The 18,994-nt window shown below is 72.6% G+C and carries 14 protein-coding genes and 1 pseudogene; 13 read left to right on the top strand and 2 right to left on the bottom strand.

Features of this window, described 5'->3' with window-relative positions; all coding sequences use genetic code 11:
- Positions 1-283 precede the first annotated feature (283 nt).
- Positions 284-889 (top strand): DUF4142 domain-containing protein, encoded by a 606-nt coding sequence (locus ABT340_RS22015; protein WP_352012660.1) that lies wholly within the window; start codon positions 284-286, stop codon positions 887-889.
- A gap of 55 nt (positions 890-944) precedes the next feature.
- Here ABT340_RS22015 and ABT340_RS22010 read toward each other — a convergent pair whose 3' ends face one another.
- On the bottom strand, positions 945-1,178 hold the full coding sequence (locus ABT340_RS22010; RefSeq protein WP_449343612.1) for a response regulator transcription factor: 234 nt from the start codon (positions 1,176-1,178) through the stop codon (positions 945-947).
- 88 nt (positions 1,179-1,266) lie between these two features.
- Here ABT340_RS22010 and ABT340_RS22005 point away from each other — a divergent pair, with 88 nt between their 5' ends.
- The 8 genes from ABT340_RS22005 (at position 1,267) to ABT340_RS21970 (ending at position 10,251) form a co-directional block, all read left to right on the top strand.
- A complete protein-coding gene (locus ABT340_RS22005) occupies positions 1,267-1,926 on the top strand; it encodes a TetR/AcrR family transcriptional regulator (protein ID WP_352012659.1) in 660 nt (219 codons plus the stop codon).
- Positions 1,923-3,437, top strand: a complete 1,515-nt coding sequence (locus ABT340_RS22000) for an AMP-binding protein (protein WP_352012658.1) — start codon at positions 1,923-1,925, stop codon at positions 3,435-3,437. Before ABT340_RS22005 ends, ABT340_RS22000 begins: the two co-directional genes overlap by 4 nt.
- Entirely contained in the window at positions 3,434-4,339 is a 906-nt protein-coding gene (locus ABT340_RS21995) for an enoyl-CoA hydratase/isomerase family protein (protein ID WP_352012657.1), read from the top strand. Before ABT340_RS22000 ends, ABT340_RS21995 begins: the two co-directional genes overlap by 4 nt.
- Before the next feature lie 301 nt (positions 4,340-4,640).
- Positions 4,641-6,029 carry an amino acid permease gene (locus tag ABT340_RS21990; RefSeq protein WP_352012656.1) on the top strand — a complete coding sequence of 463 codons (1,389 nt, stop codon included), beginning with the start codon at positions 4,641-4,643 and terminating at the stop codon, positions 6,027-6,029.
- Positions 6,029-7,150 carry a serine hydrolase domain-containing protein gene (locus tag ABT340_RS21985; RefSeq protein WP_352012655.1) on the top strand — a complete coding sequence of 374 codons (1,122 nt, stop codon included), beginning with the start codon at positions 6,029-6,031 and terminating at the stop codon, positions 7,148-7,150. The genes ABT340_RS21990 and ABT340_RS21985 overlap by 1 nt, the downstream gene beginning before the upstream one ends.
- A gap of 166 nt (positions 7,151-7,316) precedes the next feature.
- Positions 7,317-7,547: a ferredoxin gene (locus tag ABT340_RS21980; RefSeq protein WP_352012654.1), complete on the top strand. Its 231-nt coding sequence runs from the start codon at positions 7,317-7,319 to the stop codon at positions 7,545-7,547.
- The gene (locus ABT340_RS21975) at positions 7,537-8,931 is read left to right on the top strand and encodes an NAD(P)/FAD-dependent oxidoreductase (protein ID WP_352012653.1); all 1,395 of its coding nucleotides are present in this window, start codon (positions 7,537-7,539) and stop codon (positions 8,929-8,931) included. Before ABT340_RS21980 ends, ABT340_RS21975 begins: the two co-directional genes overlap by 11 nt.
- 81 nt (positions 8,932-9,012) lie before the next feature.
- Positions 9,013-10,251 carry a cytochrome P450 gene (locus ABT340_RS21970; protein WP_352012652.1) on the top strand — a complete coding sequence of 413 codons (1,239 nt, stop codon included), beginning with the start codon at positions 9,013-9,015 and terminating at the stop codon, positions 10,249-10,251.
- Positions 10,252-10,263: 12 nt separating this feature from the next.
- Here the strand turns inward: ABT340_RS21970 and ABT340_RS21965 are convergent.
- A pseudogene (locus ABT340_RS21965) lies at positions 10,264-11,244 on the bottom strand (RNA polymerase sigma factor); the annotation flags it as partial.
- A gap of 595 nt (positions 11,245-11,839) precedes the next feature.
- Here ABT340_RS21965 and ABT340_RS21960 point away from each other — a divergent pair.
- From ABT340_RS21960 to ABT340_RS21945, 4 genes are all read left to right on the top strand, one after another.
- Entirely contained in the window at positions 11,840-15,676 is a 3,837-nt protein-coding gene (locus tag ABT340_RS21960) for an nSTAND1 domain-containing NTPase (RefSeq protein WP_352012651.1), read from the top strand.
- A gap of 149 nt (positions 15,677-15,825) precedes the next feature.
- On the top strand, positions 15,826-16,623 hold the full coding sequence (locus ABT340_RS21955; protein WP_352012650.1) for a TIGR03084 family metal-binding protein: 798 nt from the start codon (positions 15,826-15,828) through the stop codon (positions 16,621-16,623).
- A gap of 187 nt (positions 16,624-16,810) precedes the next feature.
- Complete coding sequence (locus ABT340_RS21950) at positions 16,811-17,791, top strand: DUF1702 family protein (protein WP_352012649.1); 981 nt, start codon at positions 16,811-16,813, stop codon at positions 17,789-17,791.
- A gap of 178 nt (positions 17,792-17,969) precedes the next feature.
- Positions 17,970-18,992, top strand: a complete 1,023-nt coding sequence (locus ABT340_RS21945) for a DUF1702 family protein (protein WP_352012648.1) — start codon at positions 17,970-17,972, stop codon at positions 18,990-18,992.
- Positions 18,993-18,994 lie beyond the last annotated feature (2 nt).

Genomic DNA, 18,994 nt, shown 5'->3' with positions numbered 1-18,994 from the left:
GGGCGTGCGGGGGTTTACCGCAGGCCCAAAAACAATCACCACTGTGACATGGCCGGGGGCGCCCGCCGTACGGCTCGTGCCCGGCGGTGGGAACGACCGGGCCGAGACCGGACGGCCCGCTCAGCGGGGCACTCGCCCGTGCGATCCGTACGGCTCGGCTCGCCGGGGTCCTCCGCGGAACTTTGGACTTCATTTGCTGATTAATGCTGATATCTCGGTGAATATCGGTGCATATGGGGAGGAGGTCCTAAATATTCCTAAGGAGTGATCCGCGGGGGTTTCAATGATGAGAAGGATCATCGTGCTGCTGGCCACCGTGGCCGTCGTACTCGGTGGCGGTGCCACCAGAGTCCTCGCCCAGCCCAGCCTCAACGAACAGGACAAGACCTTCCTGGCTCAGGCCCACCGGTCGAACCTGACCGAGATCGAGGCGGGCAGGCTCGCCGAGAAGAAGTCGAGCAACCAGGCCGTGCAGAACATCGCCAAGAAGATCGTGGCCGACCACCTCAAACTGGACGCGGCCGTCAAACGGGAGGCGCAACGGGCGGGCGTCACGCTTCCCGAACAGCCCGCGCCCAAGCAGCGCGCCACACTCGACAAGCTGTCGAACCTGAACGGCGCGGCCTTCAACAACGCCTGGATCAGGGCGCAGATCGCCGGGCACCGCCAGACCCTCACGGTCATCAACACCGAGCTGAGGGACGGCTCCTCCGCCGCGGTCAAGAAGGTCGCCTCGGAGGCCAAGCCCGTCGTGCAGGCCCACCTGGAGATGTTGCAGCAGGCCAGGGGCAACGGCGGCGGCGGGGGCGGCAACGGCGGCGGTGGCGGTGGGGGCGGGTCCCCCGCGCCGCGGAGCACCCCGACCGGCAGCATCCTCCCGCACGAATAGGCCCGCCTGGGAGAAGGCGCGGTACGGAGACACCCCTGACCCGGCTCCGGCCGGGTCAGGGGTTTCCGGAAAGGCCCTGATGACCCAGATAACGCAGGACCGCCAGGACGCGGCGGTTCCCGCTCGCGGTCGGCGGCAGGCCCAGCTTGGTGAACACACCGGAGACGTGTTTCTCCACGGCCGCGGCCGACAGGTGCAGCCGCGCCGCGACCTCGGCGTTCGAGCAGCCCTGCGCCATCAGCGCGAGCACCTCCCTCTCGCGGGGGCGGAGCGGGGGAAGGTCATCCATGGCACACCGTCTTCCTGGAGGTAGGGAAAACCGGAGAGTTGGCGCAGGCCCCTTGCGGGTTTGCGGCCGTACGGCCTAAATGTAGGCCATGCGGTCGAAAATTACGCCGGATGGCCGGAAAGCACCGGGCAGGAAGAAGTCCACGTTCATCGAGGAGACGCGCAGGCGTCAGATCGTGGGCGGCGCGATCACGACGATCGCCAGCGCGGGGCTCGCCCAGGCGTCGCTGGCCCGGATCGCCGACGAGGTGGGGATCAGCAAGAGCGTGATCTCCTACCACTTCGACGGCAGGGACGAGCTGATCGAGGAGATCGTCACCTCCCTGCTGGCGGAGTCGAACCGGTTCATCAGGTCCAGGGTCGAGCGGGAGACCGGCGGCCCGGCCAGGCTCCGCGCCTACATCGAGGCGAGCTTCGCCTTCATGGCCGACCATCGCGAGAACTTCGTCGCCATGGTCGACATCTGGGGAAGTTTCGGGACGGCGGAGGCGAAACGCGCCTTCAACGCCACCGCCTACGACCCCTGCCGCAGGCACATCGAGGGGATCCTGCGCAGAGGACAGCAGGACGGCGACTTCCGGGACTTCACCCCCCGCACGCTCGCCTCGACCGTTCAGGGCGCCATCGACGGTGTCATGCTGCAGTGGGTCTTCGACGAGGCGGCCGTGGACCTCGCCGGGTGCGCCGCCGAGCTGGCCGACATGTTCGACCTGGCCACCCGCGCGAGCGCCCCCGGGGAGGCCCGGTGAGCGCCACCAGCCTCGGCGACCTGCTCAGGAGGCGGGCCGCGACCGACGGGCGACGGCCGCTGTTCCGCTTCGGCGGCGTCACCACCACCGTCGCGCAGGTCGAGGAGCGGACCAACCGGCTGGCGGCCGTGCTGCGGGCCCACGGGGTGCGCCGCGGCGACCGGGTGGCCGTCATGCTGCCCAACGGCGTCGGCTTCCCCGTCGCCTGGCTGGCCGTGGGCAAGCTCGGCGCGGTCACCGTCCCGGTCAACGCCGGCTACCGGAGCGACGACCTCGCCCACGTGATCGCCGACTCGGGCGCCGTGCTCGCCCTCGCCGGTACGGCACAGGCCGCGCGGGCGCTGCTCGGCACCCGGGTCGGGCAGGTCGGGCTGCTCGACCCGGCCGGCGCGGGGCCCTTCGGGCGACCGGTCCCCGGCGCCTTCGACGCGGGAGCGGAGGCCGACGCCGCCTCGCCGTACCTCGAACCTCCGCAGGTCGGCCCCGAGGACCTGGCGAACCTCCAGTACACCTCGGGCACGACGGGGTTCCCCAAGGGGTGCATGCTCACCCACGGCTACTGGCTGCGCCTGGCGGAGCTGGCGGCGGGCATCGTCGGGGCCGGTGAGGACGACGTCGACCTGACCGCCCAGCCCTTCTCCTACATGGACCCGCAGTGGAACACCGTGCTGTGCCTGATGAAGGGCATCCCGCTGGTGATCCTGCCGAGGTTCTCCGCCTCGACGTTCTGGCGCTCCGCGCGTGAGGAGGGCGCCACGTTCTTCTACCTGCTCGGCACCATGCCGGTCTACCTGTACCGGCAGCCGGAGGACCCGCTGGACCACGCGCACCGGGTCAGGCTCGTCCTGTGCTCGGGCATCGTCGCCGACCTGCACGCCGCGTTCGAACGGCGCTGGGGGGCGCCCTGGCGGGAGGCGTACGGCATGACCGAGACCGGCGTCGACCTGGCGGTCCCGGCGGGTGACGACGCCTGTGTCGGCAGCGGGGCCGCGGGGGTTCCCGTACCCGGCAAACAGGTCGAGATCATCGACGGTGAGATCGTCGTCACCGGCAGCCCGATGATGCTCGGCTACTGGAACGACCCCGAGGCCACCGCGGAACGCATCCGCGACGGCAGGCTGTACACCGGCGATCTCGGCCGCAGGGACGAACGCGGTTACATCCACCTCGTGGGCAGGCGCAAGGACATGATCCGCCGCGGCGGTGAGAACGTCGCCGCCGCCGAGGTCGAGGCGGTCCTCGCCCGGCACCCCGCCGTCCGGGCCGCGGCGGTCGTCGCGGTCCCGGACGACCTGCGGGGCGAGGAGGTCAAGGCGTTCGTCCAGGTCGCGACCCCCGTGCCACCAGGGGAACTGGTGGAGTTCGTCCGAGGGCGCCTGGCCGGTTTCAAGGTGCCGCGTTTCGTGGAGTACGTCGAGGAGTTCCCCATGACCCCGTCAGAACGGATCGCCAAACACCTGCTGCCCTCAGGCAGGGAGAACGAGTACGACGCGCTCGGGGAGGCCGTGTGAGCGACACCGTCGAAAACACCGCCGAAAACACCGCCGAAAACACCGCCGAAAACACCGCCGAGGACACGGCCGAGGACACCGTCGAGGACACGGCCGAGGACACCGTCGGAGACGCCGTCAAAGACATCGTCACGGCCCGCCACGGCGCGGCCCTGGTGGTCACCTTCGACCGCCCCGAGGTGCTGAACGCCTTCAGGGACCGCACGTTCGCCGAGCTCGGCGCGGCCCTGGACGAGGCGGAGCGGGACGAGACGGTGCGCGCGGTCGTCCTGACCGGGCGCGGACGCGCCTTCTCCTCGGGCGTCGACCTCACCGAGACACGCGAACGCCTGAGCCGTACGGCGTCGCGGGACCTGGCCGCGACCGTCGAGGACTTCCAGGACGTCACCAGGCGCCTGGTCGCCTTCCCGAAGACCGTCATCTCCGCGGTGAACGGCATCGCGGTCGGCGTGGGCGCGGAGCTGGCGATAGCGAGCGACCTGCGGATCGCGGCGGAGGAGGCCGAGTTCGCCTTCATGGAGGTGCGCCGCGGCCTCTACCCGACCAACGGCGTGCTGTACTTCCTGCCCCGCCTGGTCGGGCACGGCAGGGCGGCCGACCTGCTGCTGTCGGGAGAGCGGATCGGCGCCGCCGAGGCGCTCGGCGCGGGCCTGGTCAGCCGGGTCGTGCCCGGGGAGGACCTGCTCGCCACCGCCGTCGCGCTGGCCGAGACCATCGGGTCGGCCGCCCCCGTGCCGGTCGGCCTGATCAGGCGGCACCTGCGCAGGACCTGGGAACTCGACCTGGAGGGCGTGCTCGCCCTGGAGGTCGAGGGCTGCCTGGCCTGCCTGCGCAGCGCCGACCTCGCCGAGGGGCTGCACGCCTTCGGTGACGGGCGCGGCCCCGAGTTCCACGGCGACTGAACCGGCCGCCGCCCCTTCCACCACACCCGCTCTGGAACGGCCGTGTCACTCCGGCACGACCGCGCCGGCCCGGACCGGCCATGCTCACCCGGAACGGCCGCGCCGGCGCGGAGGAACCCCGGAACGGCCGCGCCGTTCCCGGAACGGCCGTGAAGCCCGCAGACCGTTCCGGGAGATCCCCCGTCCCTTCGCACCCCGCCTGTCCGCCGACCGTGGCCGCAGGCGGCCCTGGCGTGACCGCGCGCCCGGACCCGTGACGCCGGAAAAACCCGCTCGGGGGCCACGAAACCAAGGAGCCTCGATGGCGCAAGGTGAGACAGCGCTCCGCCGCGGACTGCGGCGGCGGCACATGACAATGATCGGCATAGGCGGCGTCATCGGCGCCGGCCTGTTCGTCAGCAGCGGCTCGGTGATCGCCATGGCGGGTCCCGCCTCGGTCGTCGCCTACGCCGTGGGCGGCGTGATCGTCGTCCTGGTGATGCGGATGCTCGGCGAGATGGCCGCGGCGCACCCGACCACCGGGTCCTTCTCCCGCTACGCGGAGCTGGCCCTGGGCCGCTGGGCGGGATTCCTCGTCGGCTGGGGCTACTGGTACTTCGCGGTCGCGGTGATCGCCTTCGAGTCCGTCGCGGGCGCCAGGCTGGCCTCCGGCATCGTCCCCGGCCTGCCGGTGTGGCTGGGCGCCCCGGCGCTGCTGGCCGTCCTCACCGTGGCGAACCTGGTCTCGGTGCGGGTGTTCGGCGAGACCGAGTTCTGGCTGGCCTCGGTCAAGGTCGTCGTGGTCGTCGCCTTCCTGGCCGTCGGCGCGCTGTACCTCACCGGGCTGTGGCCGCACGGCGGGCCGGGCCTGTCCGCGCTGACCGAGCACGGCGGGTTCGCCCCGAACGGCTGGGCGGCGGTGCTGGCCGCGCTGGTGACGGTGGTCTTCTCCTACTTCGGCGCGGAGATCGTCACGATCGCCGCCGCGGAGTCCGCAGAACCCGCCAGGGAGGTCGCGCGGGCGACCGTCAGGGTGGTGTGGCGGGTGCTGGTCTTCTACGTCGGCTCGATCCTGCTGATCGTCGCGGTCGTGCCGTGGAACCGGGTCCCGGCCAACGGGGAGGACAGCCCCTTCGCCACCGCCATCGAGGCCTTCGGCGTCCCCGGGGCGAGCGGCCTGATGACCGCGGTCGTCCTGGTCGCCGTGCTGTCGATCCTGAACGCGGGGATCTACGGCTCCTCGCGAATGCTGATGTCCCTGGCCGAGCGCGGGGACGCGCCCGCCGTACTGGCCAGGGTGCGGCCCTCGGGGGTGCCCGCCCCGGCGATCCTGGCGGGAAGCGGTCTCGCGCTGGTGGTCGTGGCCGTCGCGGGCCTGGTCAGCCCTGATGAGATCTTCGCCTTCCTGCTGAACGCCTCCGGCCTGCTCACGCTGGTCCTCTACCTGTTCATCGCGGTGAGCCAGCTACGGCTGCGCGCCCGCACCGACCCGGGGACGCTGCAGGTGCGCATGTGGGGCCACCCCTGGCTGAGCTGGACGGTGCTCGTCCTGCTCGGCGCGGCCCTGCTGGCCGTCTCCGTCTCTCCCGGCGTCGGGCCCGTCGTGCTCGGCGTCGGCGTCATCCTGGCCGTGACGCTGCTGGCGTACACGGTCAGGACCCGGCTGGGCCGTACGGTCCCGCCGGTCACCGATCCACTGGAGGTCCCCTGATGCGTCCGCCCGGCAGAACCTCGGCCGTGGTCGCCGTTCTCACCGCGCTGTTCCTGCTCCTCACCGCGGGTCCCGCGGCCGCCGCCGAGGCCGGGTTCGCCTGCCTCGTCGGCAGGGCGGCCAGGCCACCGGTCCCCGGGGTCATCCTTGACGTCCGGGGCCCCGGGGTCGCCTACACCGGCGCCGCCGGCGCCTTCCGGCTCGGCGGCAGGGACCTGCGGCCGACGGACGCCTTCCGCGCGGCCAGCGTCACCAAGACCTTCACCGCCGCGACCGTGCTCAAGCTCGCAGAACAGGGCAAGCTACGCCTCGACGACCCGATCAGCAAATATCTCGACCCTTCCCTGGTCGGGCGGGTGCACGTGCTCGGCGGCCGTTCCTACGGCGCGCGGATCACCGTGCGCGAGCTGCTCGACCACACCGCGGGCCTGTACGACTACGCCGCCGACGAGAGGTGGATCGCCGAGGTCGCCGCCCATCCCCGCAGGACGTGGACACCGGAACGGCTGGTCGACTGGGCTCTCGCCCACGGCAGGCCGTACTTCAGGCCGGGCAGGGGCTACCACTACTCCGACACCGGCTACATCCTGGCCGGGTACGTCATCGAGAAGGTCAGCGGCCTGCCCCTGCACCGCGCCTACCGCACGCTGCTCCTCGACCCGCTCGGGCTGCGCGGGACCTACCTCGAACACTGGGAACGGCATCGCGGGGCGCCGCTCTCGCACCCCTACCTCGGCTCCGTGGACACCAGGAACTGGAACCCGACCTTCGACACCTTCGCCGGAGGCGGCCTGGTCTCCACCGCGGCCGACCTGACCACCTTCTTCCGCGCCCTGTTCGAGGGCGGGGTCTTCCGCGACCCGGCGACGCTGCGGGCCATGCTGACCGCGACCCCGCAGAGCAAGGGCACCTACGGCCTCGGCATCCAGCGCCTGACATCCGGCGACGAGGTCCTGTGGTTCCACCCCGGAGCCTGGGGCGCCGTCGCGGCCTACGCGCCCGCGCGGCGGATCTCGGTCGTGGCGACCGTCAACCAGGCGCAGGACGAGGGGGCGCTGGCGGCGCTGTTGCGCGACGCCTACGCCACGGCCCTCGGCAGGTCCGTTCCCGGCTGCGGATGACGACCAGGATGAAGTCCCACTATCCCCCTGGGAAGCGGCAAAGGTCCCTCAAAAGGGTCGTAACACGGTAATCGCCGACCTTGTCCTCCCAGGTCACCGCCCTAGTCTGGACATCACCCAAGGGCCGTTCCCGCCACGGGGACGGCCGAAGGGGCCGGGGGGTTCCGTGAGGATTGTCGTCGATCTCAACCGTTGTGAGGGCTACGCCCAGTGCGCCTTCCTGGCGCCGGACGTCTTCTCCATGCACGGCGAGGAGGCCCTGATGTACGACCCGGGCCCCGGCGAGGAGCGGCGCGAACAGGTCCTGCGGGCCGCGGCGGCCTGCCCGGTGCAGGCCATCACCGTCGAGTGGGACACCGCGCGACGGCCAGGGGGAGCGCTGACCGATGTCGGCTGAGACGGCCGCACGGGAGCTCAGACGGCGGGGCCGGGTGGTCGTCGTCGGAGCCTCCCTCGCGGGGCTGCACGGAGCCGAGGCGCTGCGCGCCGGAGGCTTCACCGGATCGCTGACCGTGATCGGCGACGAGCCGCGCGAGCCGTACGACAGGCCGCCCCTGTCCAAGCAGGTCCTGCTGGGCAGGACGGCGGCGGAGGCGACCACACTGCCGCGCGCCCGCGACCTCGACGTCCGCTGGCGGCTCGGCGTGGCCGCGACCGGGCTCAACCTGGCCGAACGGCGGGTCAGCCTCGCCGACGGCGACGAGATCGAGTACGACCGCCTGCTCATCGCGACCGGCACCCGCGCCAGGCCGTGGTTCAAGGAGACGGAGGCCGCCCTCGACGGGGTGTTCGTCCTGCGCACCGCCGACGACGCCGCCGGGCTCAACCGGCATCTGGCGGCGGGCCCCCGCCGGGTGCTGGTCGTCGGAGCCGGGTTCACCGGCTCGGAGATCGCCTCCGCCTGCCGGGAGAGGGGCCTTGAGGTCACGGTCGCCGAGCGCGGCCCCGCCCCCCTCGTCGGGGCGCTCGGCGGCGTCGTGGGCGCGGTCGCGGCGCGGCTGCAGCGTGAGCACGGCGTGGACCTGCGCTGCGGCGTCACGGTGACCGCCCTGGAGGGCGACGCCGCGGGACGGCTCAGGCGCGCCCACCTTTCCGACGGGAGCGCGATCGACGCCGACGTCGCGGTGGTCGGGCTCGGCGCGATACGCAACACCGAGTGGCTCGCCGGATCGGGGCTGGCCGCCGGGCCGAGGGGCGTCGCCTGCGACGCGGGATGCCGCGCCTTCGACGTCCACGGCATCGTCACCGACGACGTCTTCGTCGCCGGGGACGTCGCCAGGTCCCCCCACCCGCTCTTCGGCTACCAGTTCCTCTCGCTCGAACACTGGGGCAACGCGGTCGAGCAGGCCGAGATCGCCGCCCACAACATGATCAACTCAGGGCTCGACCGCCGCCCCTACCTGTGGGTCCCGGCCTTCTGGTCCGCCCAGTTCGGGGTCAACATCAAGTCCATCGGCGTCCCGCCCATGGGGGAGGAGATCGTCGTCACGCAGGGCGCCCTGGAGGAGGACCGCTTCGTCGTGACGTACGGCTTCCAGGGGCGCGTCATCGCCGCGGTCGCCTTCGACCAGGCCAGATGGATCGACTTCTACCGCAGGCTGATCGAGTCGGCGGCGCCCTTCCCGCCCGACTTCCCCAACGTGGACAGGCGCGCCGGGGGCATCCGGCCGATCCCCGCCGACTTCCCCGACCCCTCCCTGCCGAGCCACGGCCCGACCGTGACGCTGAGCGGATACGCGCCCAGCGAGCGCAGACTCCAGTTCACCCCGGCCCGCGCCTGACCGGCGACGCGCCAGCCGACGCCCGAGGACCGTGAGGACCGTGAGGACCGTGAGGACCGTGAGGACCGTGAGGAAGCAGCCATGACGCAGGGCACCCTGCTGCGGCAGATCACCGACTACGCCAACCGCGCCGACCCCTACCCGCTGTACGCCGAACTCCGCAGGACACCGGTCTCACGGCAGGACGACGGGGTGTACGCGGTCAGCACCTACTGGGAGATCCTCAGCCTGCTGCACGACCCGAGGATCAGCTCCGACATCCGTAACCGGCTGCCGGGCGCGGCGGGCGGCCTGCCGCCCGACGCCGAGGAGGACACGGGCCTGCCGCCCAGCTTCATCAGGCTCGACCCGCCCGAGCACGACCGGCTGCGGCGGCTGGCGATGCGGCCGTTCGGGCCTCCGCACACCCCCCGGCGCATCCACGACATGCGCGGGGATCTCAGCCGGATGGTCACCGGCCTGATCGACGACCTGGGGGACAGGCGGGAGGCGGACCTGGTCGACGACTTCGCCTACCCCTTCCCCGTGATGGTGATCTGCAGGCTCCTCGGTGTGCCCCACGAGGACGAGGCGCGTTTCCACGTCTGGGCGGAGAGGATCGTCGCGGGCATCGACCCGAGTTCGTCCGAGGACCCCGCGCAGCGGCAGCTCACCGCCCAGCAGGCCCGGGCCGAGCTGGGCCGCTATCTCGCCGGGCTCGCCGAGGAGCACCGCCGTACACCCGGCGACGACCTGCTGTCGGCCATGGTCACCGCGCAGGACCCGCAGGGACGCCTGACACCGATCGAGATGATCACAACGGCCGTCCTGCTGTTCATCGCGGGCCACGAGACCACCGTCAACCTCATCACCAACGGGATGCTCACCCTGCTGCGTCACCCCGAGGCCCTGGCCAGGCTCAGCAAGGAGCCGGAGCTGGCCGTACCGCTGGTCGAGGAGCTGCTGCGCTTCGAGCCGCCGGTGCAGTTCCTGCCGCAGCGCACCGCCCTGGCCGACATCGAGGTCGCCGGGACCGTCATCCCGAAGGGGGCGCCGATCTGGCTCGTACTGGCCTCGGGAAGCCGCGACCCCAGGCGTTTCGACGAGCCCGACAGGTTCGACCCGGAACGGGCGGACAACCAGCACTTCGGCTTCGGCAGTGGAGTCCACTACTGCTTCGGCGCGCCGCTGGCCCGCCTTGAGGCGCAGATCGCGCTGACCCAGCTGGCCCGCAGGCTCAGCGACCCCGGGCTCGCCGAAGACCCGCCGCCCTACCGGCGGAATCCGGTCCTGCGCGGCCCCCGCCACCTCAGGGTCGCCTTCGACGGCCTGACGGGGTAGGCCGGACGGCCGTCAGCTCAGGTAGTCGCGCAGCGCCTGGGACCTGGACGGGTGACGCAGCTTGGACATGGTCTTGGACTCGATCTGGCGGATGCGCTCCCGGGTGACCCCGTAGACCTTGCCGATCTCGTCCAGCGTCTTCGGCTGGCCGTCGGTCAGCCCGAACCGCAGGGCCATCACCCCGGCCTCACGCTCGGACAGGGTGTCGAGGACGGCGTGCAGCTGCTCCTGCAGCAGCCCGAACGCCACCGCCTCGTCGGGGGTGATCGCCTCGGAGTCCTCGATGAGGTCGCCGAACTCGCTGTCGCCCTCCGTGCCGAGCGGGCTGTGCAGGGAGATCGGCTCACGCCCGTACCGCTGGACCTCGACGACCTTCTCCGGGGTCATCTCCAGCTCGCGGGCCAGCTCCTCCGAGGTCGGCTCACGGCCCAGGTCGGACATCATCTGCCGGTGCACCCGGGCCAGCTTGTTGATCACCTCGACCATGTGGACCGGGATGCGGATCGTCCGCGCCTGGTCGGCCATCGCCCGGGTGATCGCCTGCTTGATCCACCACGTGGCGTAGGTGGAGAACTTGAACCCCTTGGTGTAGTCGAACTTCTCCACCGCGCGGATCAGGCCCAGGTTGCCCTCCTGGATCAGGTCCAGGAAGAGCATGCCCCGGCCGGTGTAGCGCTTGGCCAGCGAGACCACCAGACGCAGGTTGGCCTCAAGAAGGTGGTCCTTGGCGTGACGGCCGTCCTCGGCGATCCACTCCAGCTCGGCGCGCACGTCGACCGGCAGCCGGTCGCCCTCGACCTCCAGCTGCTCCTCGGCGAACAGGCCGGCCTCGATGCGCTTGGCCAGCTCGACCTCCTGCTCGGCGTTGAGCAGGGGAACCTTGCCGATCTGCCGGAGGTAGTCCTTGACCGGGTCCACACTCGCACCCGCGACCGTCACCAGGGCGTCGGGCGTCTCGTCATCGTCGTCGGCCAAGATCAGCACGTTTTCCTCAGCGGAGGCCGTCACGGCGATCACATCCTTCATGGAGCCGGCAGGGCAAACACCTGTGCATTTCAACGTACGTCCTGCACGGGTGTGCTGCGGCCACTCAGGGGCGGCGTGGCGCGGGACATCCGGGGCCGGTGGGGCGCGCGGTACGGCGGCCGCACGCCACCGGGAAGGACACGGCGGCGGGCACAACGGTGGTCACTGTGACGGTTCCGGCCCCTCGGGACAGGAGATCCCTCATCGGACGCGTGATTTTCGCTCCTTTCCTCGTCGGCGTTCCTGGAACGCGGTGGGGAACGACCCGGAAACACCCGCGACGCGGCGCGGCGGGTCCAGGTCGTCAACGTTCTCCGCCGGCGACCGGAAGATGACCCGCAACGAGGGGTACGGCGGGCCGCCATGCCGTGAAAGCGCTTGTCGTGATGGATGATGATCTCGCCGGAGACGCGAGGAGAACCGGCTTCCGGCCTGTTGGGGCGTGTGCAACAATCGCCGGGCGAGTTCCCGGTGCCGAAGGGCCCGCCGGAGGCTCGGACGGCCGCCTCCGGCTGTCTCCCGGCGTCACCTCGCGCGGGCACCGGGGGACCGGACCGAGGAGGTGGGGGCGCTGCCGCGTGGCGAGCGACCACTGGACGAGGGAGACAGCGCGCTGCTGCGGTTCGCGGCCGAACTGCGCGAGCTGAGGGAGAAGGCGGGTGGCCCGCCGTACCGGCTGCTGGCACGCAGGGCGCACTACTCGGTGGCGACGCTGTCCGGCGCGGCGGCGGGCAGGAGACTGCCGAGCCTGGCGGTGACCCTGGCCTACGTCGGCGCCTGCGGGGGCGACGGCACCGAGTGGGAGCGGCGCTGGCACGAGGTGGCCGCGGAACTCTCGGGGAGCGGCCCGCGGGGGACAGGGGAACGGGCGGCCGGGCAGGAACCGCCGTACGTCGGCCTGGCGGCCTTCCGCAGTGAGGACGCCGACCGGTTCTTCGGCCGCGAGCGGCTCGTCGAGGAGTTACGGACCCGTCTGGCGCGGCGGAGACTGGTCGCGCTCTTCGGCACCTCGGGCGCGGGGAAGTCCTCGCTGCTGCGGGCCGGGCTGGTGCCGCGCAGGAGGGCCGAGGGCGGACAGGGCCCTGTGGTGCTGTTCACCCCGGGTCCGCGCCCCCTGGAGGAGTGCGCGCTCCAGCTCGCCCGGCTCACCGGGGACACCCCGGGCGGGCTGTGCGAAGAACTGGCGGCCGGCCCGCGCGGCCTGCACCGGATCGTCCGCCGGGCCCTGGCCGGCCGGCCGGAACAGGCCGAGCTGCTGCTGGTCGTCGACCAGTTCGAGGAGGTCTTCACCCTCTGCGACGACGAGACGGAGCGCGGCCGTTTCCTCGCGGCGCTGGTCACCGCGGCCGGCGCGGGCGACAGCCGCTGCCGGGTCGTGCTCGGGGTGCGCGCCGACTTCTACGCCCACTGCACCCGCCACCCGGACCTGGTCGAGGCCTTCGCCGACGCGCAGCTCGCCGTTGGACCCATGACCACCGACGAGTTGCGCCGCGCCGTCGTGCAGCCCGCGGTCCGCGCGGGCTGCACGGTCGAGACCGCGCTGCTGACCGCCGTCGTGGCCCAGGCGAACGGGCAGGCGGGAACGCTGCCCTCGCTCTCGCACGCCCTGCTGGAGACCTGGCGCAGACGCAGGGGGAACACGCTGACCCTGGCGGGCTTCCAGGCGGCGGGCGGCCTGCACGGCGCGCTCGCGCAGACGGCCGAGTCGCTCTACGCCGCCTTCGGCCCCCGGAGGCAGCGGCTGGTCAAGAGCCTGTTCCTGCGGCTGACCGCCCTCGGCGAGGGCACCGAGGACACCAAGCGGCCCGTCTTCCGCCGTGAGCTCGACCAGGACGACCCCGACACCCCGGTCGTCCTGGAACGCCTGGCGGCCGCGCGCCTCATCACCCTCGACCGCGAAACCGTGGAGATCTCCCACGAGGCACTGCTGGGCGCATGGCCCCGGCTGCGCGGCTGGCTGGCCGAGGACCGTGAGGGGCTGCGCGTCCACCGCAGGCTCACCGAGGCGACCGGCACCTGGGAGTCGCTCGGCCACGACCCGGGAGCCCTCTACCGAGGGGTCGGGCTCGCCCAGGCGCAGAGCTGGGCCGAGACGGGAGACGCCGTGCTCACCGGCAGGGAGCGCGCCTTCCTCGACGCCAGCCTGGCCGCGCGGGCCGCCGAGCTCGACGCGGGCAGGCGGCACACCCGCCGCCTGCGCCAGCTCGTCGCCGCGCTCACCGCGCTGCTCCTGCTGGCCGTCACCGCCGTCGTCTACGCCGCCGACGCCAACGGCACGGCCACCCGCCAGCGCAACATCGCCGTCTCCCAGAAGGCCGCGGGCGAGGCCGCCGCGCTGCGCGCGACCAACCCCGCCCTGGCCGCCCAGATCGGGCTCGCCGCCTACCGGCTGGTGCCGACGGAGCAGGCCAGGGGGACCCTGCTGAGCGCCTTCGCCACCCCCTACGCCACCCGCCTGACCGGGCACACCGACAACGTCGGCGCGGTCGCCTTCAGCCCCGGCGGGCACACGCTGGCCAGTGCGAGCCGCGACCGCACCGTGCGGTTGTGGGACCTGGCCGACCCCCACCGCCCGGCGGCGCTCGCGGTCCTGACGGGGCACACCGGCGGCGTCGGCGCGCTCGCCTTCAGCCCGGACGGGCGCACGCTGGCCAGCGCCGGGCAGGACCGTACGGTGCGGTTGTGGGACCTCGGCGGCCCTCGCCGCGCCGCGGCGCCGGTCGTCCTCACCGGGCACACCGGCGATGTGAACGCGGTGGCGTTCAGCCCCGACGGACGGGTGCTCGCCAGCGCGGGAACCGACCGCACGGTGCGCCTGTGGGACGTCGCCGACCCCGCACGCCCCAGACCGCTGGCCCGCGTGACCGGGCACGACGACGCCGTCGTCTCGGTCGCCTTCGACCCGCGAGGCCGTACCCTCGCCAGCGCCGGGCAGGACCGTACGGTGCGGCTGTGGGATCTCACCCGGCCGCGGGCCCCTGCCCGGACGGCGGTCCTGACCGGGCACACCGGCACCGTGAACGCGGTGGCGTTCAGCCCGGACGGCCGCTCGCTGGCCAGCGCGAGCCAGGACCGCACCGTCCGGCTGTGGGACACCGGCGACCCCGGGAAGGTCCGGGAGAGGCGTGTCCTGCGCGGCCACACCGACGGCGTGCGCTCGGTGGCCTTCAGCCCGGGAGGACGCGACCTGGCCGGTGCGAGCACGGACCGCACGGTGCGGATGTGGGACGTGTCCGACTCCGGCGCCGAGGAGCCCGCCGTGCTGTCGGGCCAGGCCGGGGCGGTCGTCTCGGTGGCCTTCGCCCCCGGCGGCAGGAGCCTGGCCAGTGCCAGCGACGACCACACCGTCTGGGTGTGGGACCTGCCGGGTCCCGTACTCGCCGCGCACCGCGACACGGTCTGCTCCGTCGCCTTCAGCCCCGACCGGCGCGCCCTGGCCAGCGGGGGATCGGATCGTACGGCGTGGCTGTGGGACGTCGCCGACCCCTTCAGGCCCAGGGCGCTGAGCGAGCTGACCGCGCACCGCGGCCCGGTGTGCGGGCTCGCCTTCGCCCCCGGTGGCCGTGTCCTGGCCACGGCGGGCCGCGACCGCACGGTGCGCCTGTGGGAGGTCACCGACCTGCTCCGTCCGAAGGCCCTGGCGACGCTCACGGACTTCGCCGGCGACGTCAACGCGGTGGCCTTCTCGCCCGACGGCCGTCTCCTGGCCACGGCGGGACCCGACCGCGAGGTGCGGTTGTGGGACGTCTCCCGTCCGGTCCGGCCGGAGCCGGTGGCGACGCTGACGGGTCACACCGACGGGGTGAGCGCGGTGGTCTTCTCCCCGGACGGGAAGGTGCTGGCCGCCGGCGGCTGGGACCGTACGGTGCGGTTGTGGGACGTCTCCCGTCCGGTCCGGCCGGAGCCGGTGGCGACGCTGACGGGTCACACCGACGGGGTGAGCGCGGTGGCGTTCTCCCCGGACGGGAAGGTGCTGGCCGGCTCCGGCTTCGACCGCACCGCCAGGCTGTGGGACGTCTCCCGCCCGGGGAGCGCGCGGCCCCTGTCCACGCTGACCCCGCACACCGACACCGTCTACGCCGTGGCGTTCGCCCCCCGGGGCCACATCCTGGCCACGGCCGGAGCCGACCGCACGGTGCGGTTGTGGGACACGACCGACCCGCGCCTGCCCGTGGAACTGGCCACCCTCGGCGGCCACACCGAGGGGATCCACGCGCTGGCGTTCAGCCCGGACGGGCACACCCTGGCCACCGCGGGCCGGGACCGCACGGTGCGGCTGTGGGAGATCGACTCCGAGCGTGCCGCCGCCCTGGTGTGCGCCGTCGCGCACCCCAGGATCACCCGCGCCGAGTGGGGCCACCACTTCCCCGACATGCCGTACGAGCCACCCTGCCGGTGACCACCCGGTGACCACGGACAGCACACAGGGAGAAGACAGCCGGTTCGCACCGATGCATGCTGGGGCAGAACGCGCCGCCGCGGTGAGGTGTTCGGCAGACCTCCTTCCCTGGAGGTTCCCTGCGAGTTTCCCTGCGAGAGGACAGGCTCGTGACCCAGTTGCAGGACGTGATCTCCGACCTGGCCGCGGAGGGCGAGGAAGTCGACCGCATGGTCGAAGGCCTCGACGCCGACGGGTGGGCGCTTCCCACCCCCGCGCCCGGATGGACGATCAGACACCAGATCGCGCACCTCACCTTCATCTTCCGCCTGGCCGAACTGGCGGCCTCCGACCCCGAGACGTTCGGGGCGCTGGCCGCGCGGGCGGGCAAGGACTTCGACGGGGCGGTGAACGCCGCCCTCGCGGACTATCTGGACGACCCGCCGGAGAAACTGCTGGCCCGCTGGCGGGCGGGACGCGCGGCCTCGCTCGCGGCGCTCGCCGCGGTGCCGGAGAACCAGGTCGTGCCGTGGCTGGTCAGGCCGCTTCCGCCCGCCGTGCTCGGCTGCGCCGGATACATGGAACTCTTCGGGCACGGCCAGGACATCGCCGACGCGCTCGGGGTACGGCGGGAGCCGACGGACCGGATCAGGCACCTGGTCTGGTTCGCCACCCTGACCAGGGACTTCGGCTACCAGGCGCGGGGCCTGACGCCGCCGGGTGAGGAGTTCCGCTTCGAGCTGACCGCGCCCTCCGGCGAGTCGTGGGCCTTCGGGCCCCAGGACGCCGGGCAGCGGGTCGTCGGCCCGGCCCACGACTTCTGCCTGCTCGTGGTCAGGCGCAGGCACCGTGCCGACCTCGCGCTCACCGCCTCGGGGGCGGAGGCCGACCGGTGGCTGGACATCGCCCAGGCCTACCGGGGGCCCGCAGGCCAGGGCCGTACCCCGGGACAGTTCGCCACCCGCTGACGGAAAACCCGCGACGACCTCCACGACGACCCCGCGCGGCCCGGGGCGCGCCCACGACGGGCGCGCCCCGGGCCGCGCACGCGTGAGGCGGATGACGTGATCCGTCCGCCGGGGTGGCGCAATCCAAGAGATGCGTCACGACCCGCGGGAAGGGAGCATGAAAGGGTCACCCGAGCAGGGAGGTCCCATGCCCACCGTCTTCGGATCGCTGCGCAGCCTGCTGCTCGCGCCCTCCCTGGCCGAGGTGACCTTCGCGGGGCGCGGCTTCCAGGTCGTCCCCTCCGAGGCGACCCGGCGCCTGGAGGCGATCCCCCAGGCGGTGGTGTGCGGGTTCGAGTGGGGCGTCAACGCGCGGGACCAGTGGGAGGTCGAGCGCAGGCTCGCGATGGTCGACCGGGAACTGCGCGGCTTCGCCTACGAGGGCGCGACGATGGCCTGCGCCGTCCTCGACGCGATGGGCGGCGGCCGTGGCACCCGCACCCGCGACCTCCTGCTCGGCCCCGGCAGGCCGCACCTCTTCCTGACCTACATCGGCATCGGGTTCGCGCTCGCCCGGCTGCCGAGGGTGCTGTGGAGCAGGGCGGTTCCCGACCTGACGGGCCTGCCGTACCACCCGACGATGAGCTGGCTGGCCGTCGACGGGTACGGCTTCGACCGCGCCTACTTCGACACCGCGCGCTGGGTCGGCCGGCAGCGCGTGGCCGCGCCCTACCCGTGGGAGGGCATGCCGGACTACTTCCCGAGGGCGGCGGACCAGGGGGTCGGCCGGGCGCTGTGGTTCGTCCACGGAGGCCGTCCCGGCGACGTCGCGGCCACGGTCGGGCGCTTCGCGGAACACCGGAGGGCCGACCTGTGGAGCGGCGTCGGGCTGGCGGCGGCGTTCGCGGGCGGGGCGGAGGCGGAGGATCTGGCCGCGCTGCGCGAGGAGGCCGCCGGGCACGGGGCGGAGCTGGCCCAGGGCGCGGTCTTCGCGGCCAAGGCCCGCCACTACGCGGGGTTCGTGCCGCCGCACACCGAGACGGCGGTCCGGGCCCTGGCGGACCTGACCGCGGAGGCCGCGGTCGCGCTCGCGGACGACTCGGCCGTCGAGCGGGGCTCCGGCGGGCTGCCCGCCTACGAGCTGTGGCGCGGGAAGGTGCGCGCCCACCTGTCCCTGCGGACGGGCTGACGGCGGACGCCGCATTTCCGCGTAATTGTTGCGGCCTTTTTGTGAATTGATGGCGCGGGACCATCCGCTGTCGTCGCCGTTAATCATGCGCCCGATTGCAGGAAGGCTTCCTTTGTCTTTCCGTGAGCACGTTTGAAGTAGACAGTCGGTCAAGGTGCCTGTGTAGATTTGTCGTCAGATGGGCGAGGAGACGAATCTATCCGGAATAAGGGGCGTGAGGCGGCAAGTGGCCAATGCGTTGAGGGCGCTGAGGCGCCGAATTCTGACCCCGGGCGTCTCGGCCACGAAACTCGGGACGCGCGGTTTCAATGAGAAAAGCCCACAGGCGAGGGAATTGCTGGAAACGATTGGTGAATCGTTTCTGGCCGGTTACGCGCACGTGGCCGGTTCACGCTCGGCCCGTGAGGCGGAACAGCGGCTTGAGACGATTCCCACCCGTTTCCGCGGCTTCGCCTACGAGGGCGCGGGCATGGGCTCCGCCGTACTGGACGCCCTGCCGTTCACCGGGGGCCGCAGAACGGGAGACCTCCTCGCCGGGCGCGGTGACGACCACCTCTACATGGTCTACGTCGGGGTCGGCTGGGCGATGGCCAGACTGCCGCGTTTCCTGTGGCCCGACGTCTCGGCCTACGATCCGCTGCTGCGCTGGCTCGTCCTCGACGGGTACGGCTTCCACCAGGCCTACTTCCACACCGGCCGCTACGTCCACGCCCGTTTCCGCGATCCCGACTTCCCCTGGACGGCCGACCGCTTCCGCTGGTACGCCGGGCACGCCATCGACCAGGGCGTGGGACGGGCCATGTGGTTCGTCGGCGGGACGGACGTGGAACTCGTCGCCACGATGATCGACGGATTCCCCGAGGAACGCAGGGCCGACCTGTACGCGGGCGCCGGGCTGGCCGCCAGCTACGCGGGCGGCGCGGAGGAGGGGGAACTGCTGGCCTTCTGGGAGCGCGCGGGCCGATACCGCCCGCAGATCGCCCAGGGCTGCGCGTTCGCGGCCGAGGCCAGGCAACGGGCCGGCCTCGTGGTGCCGCACACGCTCCTGGCCACCCGGGTCTTCTGCGACATGACCCCGGAACAGGCGGCGCGGATCAGTGAGAAGGCCCGTCCCGACGGGCCCGTCCAGGGCGAGGTGCCCGCCTACGAGGTGTGGCGGCGGCGCATCGCCGACGAGTTCGCATCCCTTGGGAGGTGTTAGGA

It is taken from the genome of Streptosporangium sp. NPDC000239 (assembly GCF_040300765.1).
In the GTDB taxonomy this organism is placed as follows: Bacteria; Actinomycetota; Actinomycetes; order Streptosporangiales; family Streptosporangiaceae; genus Streptosporangium.
This window is presented reverse-complemented; position numbering and strand designations above follow the sequence as displayed.

Bases quoted from the DNA above. Each gene is read 5' to 3' on its own strand.
- ABT340_RS21990 (WP_352012656.1), top strand. From the start codon at position 4,641: ATGGCGCAAGGTGAGACAGCGCTCCGCCGCGGACTGCGGCGGCGGCAC.
- ABT340_RS21975 (WP_352012653.1), top strand. From the start codon at position 7,537: ATGTCGGCTGAGACGGCCGCACGGGAGCTCAGACGGCGGGGCCGGGTG.
- ABT340_RS22015 (WP_352012660.1), top strand. From the start codon at position 284: ATGATGAGAAGGATCATCGTGCTGCTGGCCACCGTGGCCGTCGTACTC.
- ABT340_RS21945 (WP_352012648.1), top strand. From the start codon at position 17,970: ATGGGCGAGGAGACGAATCTATCCGGAATAAGGGGCGTGAGGCGGCAA.
- ABT340_RS22010 (WP_449343612.1), bottom strand. From the start codon at position 1,178: ATGGATGACCTTCCCCCGCTCCGCCCCCGCGAGAGGGAGGTGCTCGCG.
- ABT340_RS21970 (WP_352012652.1), top strand. From the start codon at position 9,013: ATGACGCAGGGCACCCTGCTGCGGCAGATCACCGACTACGCCAACCGC.
- ABT340_RS22005 (WP_352012659.1), top strand. From the start codon at position 1,267: ATGCGGTCGAAAATTACGCCGGATGGCCGGAAAGCACCGGGCAGGAAG.
- ABT340_RS21985 (WP_352012655.1), top strand. From the start codon at position 6,029: ATGCGTCCGCCCGGCAGAACCTCGGCCGTGGTCGCCGTTCTCACCGCG.
- ABT340_RS21950 (WP_352012649.1), top strand. From the start codon at position 16,811: ATGCCCACCGTCTTCGGATCGCTGCGCAGCCTGCTGCTCGCGCCCTCC.